Genomic DNA, 4,834 nt, shown 5'->3' on the forward strand with positions numbered 1-4,834 from the left:
CCCCCGCCCTGACAGGCGCGCGCGGCTGGCAATGCCAGCACACCGAAGGAGCGGCAGGAGGCTGCGGATACAGGTACATTCGGGGAACTCCCGGAGGTTCCGCCCATGACCGACCCGCTGCCGACGCTGGAACGACTCCCTCGCGGAGCGCTCACGCTGTTCCGCATCGTGGCGCTGATCCGCATCGGCGTGTACGGGGCCGTGGCGTTCGGCGTGGCGCTGTCATTGTCGCTCGCGGGCGTGGAGCACTGGCCCTTCCTGGTGCCATGCGCGGTGGTGCTGGGCCTGAGCGTGTTGACGGCGTGGTATCCGCAGCGCGCGCATGAGCGGTGGGGCTGGGCGCTGCGCGAGCACGACCTGGTCATCTCCCACGGCGTGCTGCTGCGTCAGGTGGTGTCCATCCCGGCGGGCCGCATCCAGCACGTGGACGTCCACCAGGGCCCCATCGAGCGGTCGCTGGGGCTTGCGCGCCTGCAGGTGTTCACCGCGGCGGGCAGCGGCGCGGACGGAGAGATTCCGGGCCTCACCCGGGAGACGGCGGACGCCCTGCGTGAGCGGCTGGTGCGGCGCGAGTCCGACGATGTCGTCTGAGGGCACCCCCGCGCCCTCCGTGCAGGCCCTGCCGTCCATGGAGGAGATCCCCTGGAAGCGGCTGAGCGCGAAGGCGCCCATCGCGGCCGTGCTGCCCATCTCCACGATGATTGGCCGCCTGCTCCTCCCCACGCTGCTGCCCGTGTACTTCACGGGGGAGCACGGCGTGCCCACCGCCCTCTGGATCTCCCTGTCGGTCACCGCGCTGTTGCTGCTCGCGGCCGGGCTCTACGAGGTGGCCACGTTGAGCTACCGCGTGGTGGGCGCGCAGTTGGAGATCCGCTCCGGCGTGTTCACGCGGACGTCGCGCTTCATCGAGGCGGCGCGGGTGCAGAACACAGAGGTGCTCCAGCCCTTCGTGTCGAAGCTGTTCGGGCTCGTGGAGGTGAAGGTGGAGACGGCGTCCGGCGGCAAGGCGGACGGCCACCTGCGGGGCCTGACGTCGGAGGATGCCCAGGCGTTGATCCACGCGCTCCAGGCGGTGCGCGGCGAAGGTCCGGCGGTGCTCCTGCCGGGAGCGTCCTCGCCCGGGGAGCGGGTGCTCTCCGAGGCCCGGCTGGGAGGCCTGCTGCTCTACGGCGCGACGGCGTTGAGCGTGGGCGTCCTCGCGGTGGTGATGAGCGCCCTGCATGAGATCACCGAGACCTTCCACAAGCTGCTGTTGCCGTGGATGGAGAAGCACTGGGCGGTGCTGGCCACGCCCGGCATGGCGTGGCTGGCGGCGACGGTGGCGGCGCTCACGGGGCTGTTCGGCCTGTGGCTGGTGAGCGGCGCCCGCGCGGTGCTGCGCTTCCATGGGTTCCGGCTGGTGGACACCGGGACGCACCTGCGCGCGGTGGGTGGGCTCATCACGCGTCGGCAGGTGACGGTGCGGCGGGCGCGCATCCAGCAGGTGGTGCTGGATGAGCCGCTCCTGCGCCGCACGTTGGGTTTCGGTTCGGTGGAGGTGGAGACCGCGGGCGTGCGGACGGGCAAGGAGTCCTCGGAGCGCGCGGAGCTGCTGATCCCCGTGGTGCCCACCGCGCGAATGCCGGAGCTGCTGCGCGAGTTCGTGCCGGACCTGCCGGACGCCATCGCCGCCCTGCCGCTGAAGCCGGCCCATCCGAAGTCACTCCTGCGGGCACGGATAAGAGCAGTGGGCCTGAGCGTGCTGGTGGCCGCGCCCGCGACGTGGTTCTGGGGAGCATGGGGCGCGCTGGCGTGGGTCGTGTTGCCCGCGCAGCTCTTGGGGGCGTGGTTCGACTGGCGCTTCCAGGGATGGCTCGTCACCGAAACGCTGGTGGTGGTGCGCCAGGGCTTCTGGCGGCGGCGCACGACGGTGGTGCAGCGCGCGCGCATCCAGTCCGTCCGCGCGCGACAGGGACCGCTGGAGCGCGGCTACGGCATCGCGCACGTGCGCGTCGACGTGGCGGGTGCGCACGTCGTGCTGCCCAGCGTGGGCTGGGAAGAGGCCCAGTCGCTCATCGACCAGCTCCCGGGCCGACGTCCGACCGGACGCGCCCGGCCCGTGACGGATGCCACGCCGGTGCCACAGGCGTCACTCCCGGGCGCGCGGTTGCCCGGGTAGTCCTCCAGGCGGGAGCGTCATGGCTCATCGTCCTGAAGCCAGAACCATTCCTCGTTCGACGCCAGCGCGCCCGCCAGGAACTCCGAAAATGAACCGGCAATCTGGCGGTTGAAGGCGGGGTCTGGGAACGCTTCGCGGTAGCCATCGCGGATGGGGTACCGGCCGTCTACCTGCTGGCTCACGTCGAGAAAGAGGTAGTTGGTATCCCGCACCGCGCAGACCGCATACCAGGACGCGGGCCCGGCCTTGTCCGTGTCGTTCTGGAGCAAGACCACCCGTGCGCGGCGAATCATCGCCAGCGGGTAGAAGTAGAAGGCCGGGTCGATGCGGTCGAACAGCTTCGCGCCATCACAGTGCAGGTAGAAGGCACGAAGGTCCGGGTCCAGGCGCCATCCCACGCGCTGTTCGAACGCTTCGATTTGTTCCGGTGTCGCAGGTGGATTGGGGAAGTGGAGGCGCGACACCTCTTCGAGCAATCCGGTCATCACCCTGGGTCTACTCTCCATAGGGGAAGTCCACCCCGGTCTGCGTCCAAGGAGGCTCGTTCGCGTAACACTGGTTGTACGGCGTGAGGAGTTCCTCGTGGAGGTCCTGGGGGAACGGGAGGATGTTTTCCCAGTCCGTGGGGTTGCCTCCGTGCGCGAGGTCCCGGATGTGGTGACCCTGATAGGGCATCCCATTGGCTTCGGTCGGCCAGGTACCGAAACGCTGCGCCCATTCCTCGCGGAACCCTTTTCGCGCCCTGTTCCAGCGATTGCGGGCGAGGTCGTTCTGCTTGACGCTGAGCGTTCCGTAGTTGCAGCAACACTGCGCCATCCCGAACCGGCTCCCGGCTCTGACCAGCGTGCCCTGAAAATCCATCTTCACGTCCGCGATCCACATGCAGCCCTGGAGCACGTGCCCGCTCCCGGCGCACTTCTCCCGGCAGTAGTTCATGATCTGGGAGCTGCACTGCCAGGGACCGTAGAAGATGACGGTTCGGAACTGCCCGCCACCGGGCACGTTCACCAGGGGGCCCACCCACTTCCGGACCGCTACGGGGGCAGGCGTCATCTGCCCTTCGGCACATGCTGTGAGGAGCGCGAGGACCAAGGCTGCGAGCCCCCGCGAGGAGCGCCTGTGGTTCATGGACGTCATGGGCGCGAACCCTCAACGGCCTTCATCCAGATGACCACGGCCGCAGCGCCCGCGTCAGGGATCCCCTTCGCGCGGTCCCCCAGGTAGCTGGCGCGGCCCAGGCGCGGCGCCATTCTGGCCGTCGCCTCCGCGCCCTGCTCCGCCGCGAGCGTCGCCTCCCTCCACGCATCACCCAGGGACTTCCCCTCGCGAACAGCGCGCACCAGCACCTCCGCCGCCGGGTGCAGCGCATCCACCATGGTCCGGTCACCGGGCCTCGCGCCTCCCAGCTCCGACACCGCTCCAACAGCCACCTGGAACGCCCGGGCCCACGCCGCCGCATCCGGCACCTTGTTCACCAGGTGGCGTGCCGCCCTCAGCAGCGCGGTCGCATAGAACGGCCCGGAGCTGCCGGCGATGTTCCTTCGCAGCGCCTGCCCCAGCTCCGTCAACGCTCCCGACGGCGTGGCCCACGCGCTCTCCGGCAGCGCACGGATCGCCGCCGCGCCACGCGCCAGGCTCAAGCCCAGGTCCCCGTCTCCCGCCGCGCTGTCCAGCTCCGTCAGCCGCGCCTCGGCCGCGTCCCACGCGTCCGCCACCGCCAACGCCGCCGCCCGCACCTGCGCCATCTCCGGATGGGCCTTGGGATGTCCCTGGATGGTGGGCAGCGCGTCGCGCACGGGCACCACCCGCCGCTGCACGACCAGCCTCCCCTTGCCCGGCCAGGCCGGTGCCTCCGTGGGCGCGTCCAGCCGCGCCAGCCGCGCGTCGTCCACCTTCAAGACCGTGAGCGAACAGCCCGGCATCTCCAGCGCCGACAGGAACGTGCCCTGCCACGCGCGCTCCACCTTCAACCCGCGCTCCGCGAGGAACACCAGCGCCCTGCGCGTCACGATGGCCAGCTCCATGGGCGGCGTGCCCCCCAGGCCGTTGACCATCAACGCCACGCGCTCCCCCTCGCCAAGCTTCCGGTCCTCCACGATGGTCGACAGCAGCGTGTCCACCAACGCGTTCGCGGGCTGCATCGCCACGCGGCGCACGCCCTGCTCGCCGTGGATGCCCAGCCCCAGCTCCACCTCGTCCTCGCCCAACGTGAAGCCCGGCCGCCCCGCCGCCGGCACCGTGCACGGCCCCAACGCCACGCCCATGCTGCCCAGCGCCGCGGCCGCCTCCGTCGCCTCGCGCGCCACCTCCGCCAACGACGCACCCGCCGCCGCCGCCGCGCCCGCCACCTTGTGCACCAGCACCACACCCGCGATGCCCCGCCGACGCGCGGGCTCCACCGTGTCGTGCAGCGCCACGTCGTCCGCCACCACGACGACCTCCGTGGGAATGCCCTCCGCCCGCGCCAGCTCCGCCGCGAGCCCGAAGTTGAGCCGGTCACCCGTGTAGTTCTTCACGATGAGCAGCGCGCCCGCCGTGCCCGCCACCGCGCGGATCGCCGCCAGCACCGCGTCCGCGCTGGGTGACGTGAACACGTCCCCCGCCACCGCCGCGTGCAACATCCCCGCGCCCACGTAGCCCGCGTGCGCGGGCTACGTGGGCGCGGGGATGTTGCAC

The 4,834-nt window shown here is 71.1% G+C and carries 4 protein-coding genes and 1 pseudogene; 2 read left to right on the forward strand and 3 right to left on the reverse strand.

The features are described 5' to 3' along the window. Nucleotides 1-105 precede the first annotated feature (105 nt). Both D7V97_RS40105 and D7V97_RS40110 read left to right on the forward strand, forming a co-directional pair. Nucleotides 106-591 carry a PH domain-containing protein gene (locus D7V97_RS40105; protein ID WP_120615840.1) on the forward strand — a complete coding sequence of 162 codons (486 nt, stop codon included), beginning with the start codon at nucleotides 106-108 and terminating at the stop codon, nucleotides 589-591. After that, nucleotides 581-2,158, forward strand: coding sequence for a PH domain-containing protein (locus tag D7V97_RS40110; protein WP_120615841.1), 1,578 nt, complete (start codon nucleotides 581-583; stop codon nucleotides 2,156-2,158). The genes D7V97_RS40105 and D7V97_RS40110 overlap by 11 nt, the downstream gene beginning before the upstream one ends. A 17-nt stretch (nucleotides 2,159-2,175) precedes the next feature. Here the strand turns inward: D7V97_RS40110 and D7V97_RS40115 are convergent, their stop codons facing one another. The 3 genes and pseudogenes from D7V97_RS40115 to D7V97_RS40125 form a co-directional block, all read right to left on the reverse strand. After that, nucleotides 2,176-2,643 carry an SMI1/KNR4 family protein gene (locus D7V97_RS40115; protein ID WP_120615842.1) on the reverse strand — a complete coding sequence of 156 codons (468 nt, stop codon included), beginning with the start codon at nucleotides 2,641-2,643 and terminating at the stop codon, nucleotides 2,176-2,178. A 10-nt stretch (nucleotides 2,644-2,653) separates the two neighbouring features. Further along, entirely contained in the window at nucleotides 2,654-3,295 is a 642-nt protein-coding gene (locus D7V97_RS40120; RefSeq protein WP_233583539.1) for a hypothetical protein, read from the reverse strand. After that, nucleotides 3,292-4,797: pseudogene (locus D7V97_RS40125) on the reverse strand (dihydroxyacetone kinase family protein); the annotation flags it as partial. The gene D7V97_RS40120 and the pseudogene D7V97_RS40125, both read right to left, overlap by 4 nt. Between the last annotated feature and the right edge of the window lie 37 nt (nucleotides 4,798-4,834).

Origin of the sequence: Corallococcus sp. CA053C (assembly GCF_003611675.1) — a bacterium.
GTDB lineage: Bacteria > Myxococcota > Myxococcia > Myxococcales > Myxococcaceae > Corallococcus.

What these genes read in the sequence shown, in the direction of transcription:
- D7V97_RS40105 (WP_120615840.1), top strand. Translation starts at nt 106, where the DNA reads ATGACCGACCCGCTGCCGACGCTGGAACGACTCCCTCGCGGAGCGCTC.
- D7V97_RS40110 (WP_120615841.1), top strand. Translation starts at nt 581, where the DNA reads ATGTCGTCTGAGGGCACCCCCGCGCCCTCCGTGCAGGCCCTGCCGTCC.
- D7V97_RS40115 (WP_120615842.1), bottom strand. Translation starts at nt 2,643, where the DNA reads ATGACCGGATTGCTCGAAGAGGTGTCGCGCCTCCACTTCCCCAATCCA.
- D7V97_RS40120 (WP_233583539.1), bottom strand. Translation starts at nt 3,295, where the DNA reads ATGACGTCCATGAACCACAGGCGCTCCTCGCGGGGGCTCGCAGCCTTG.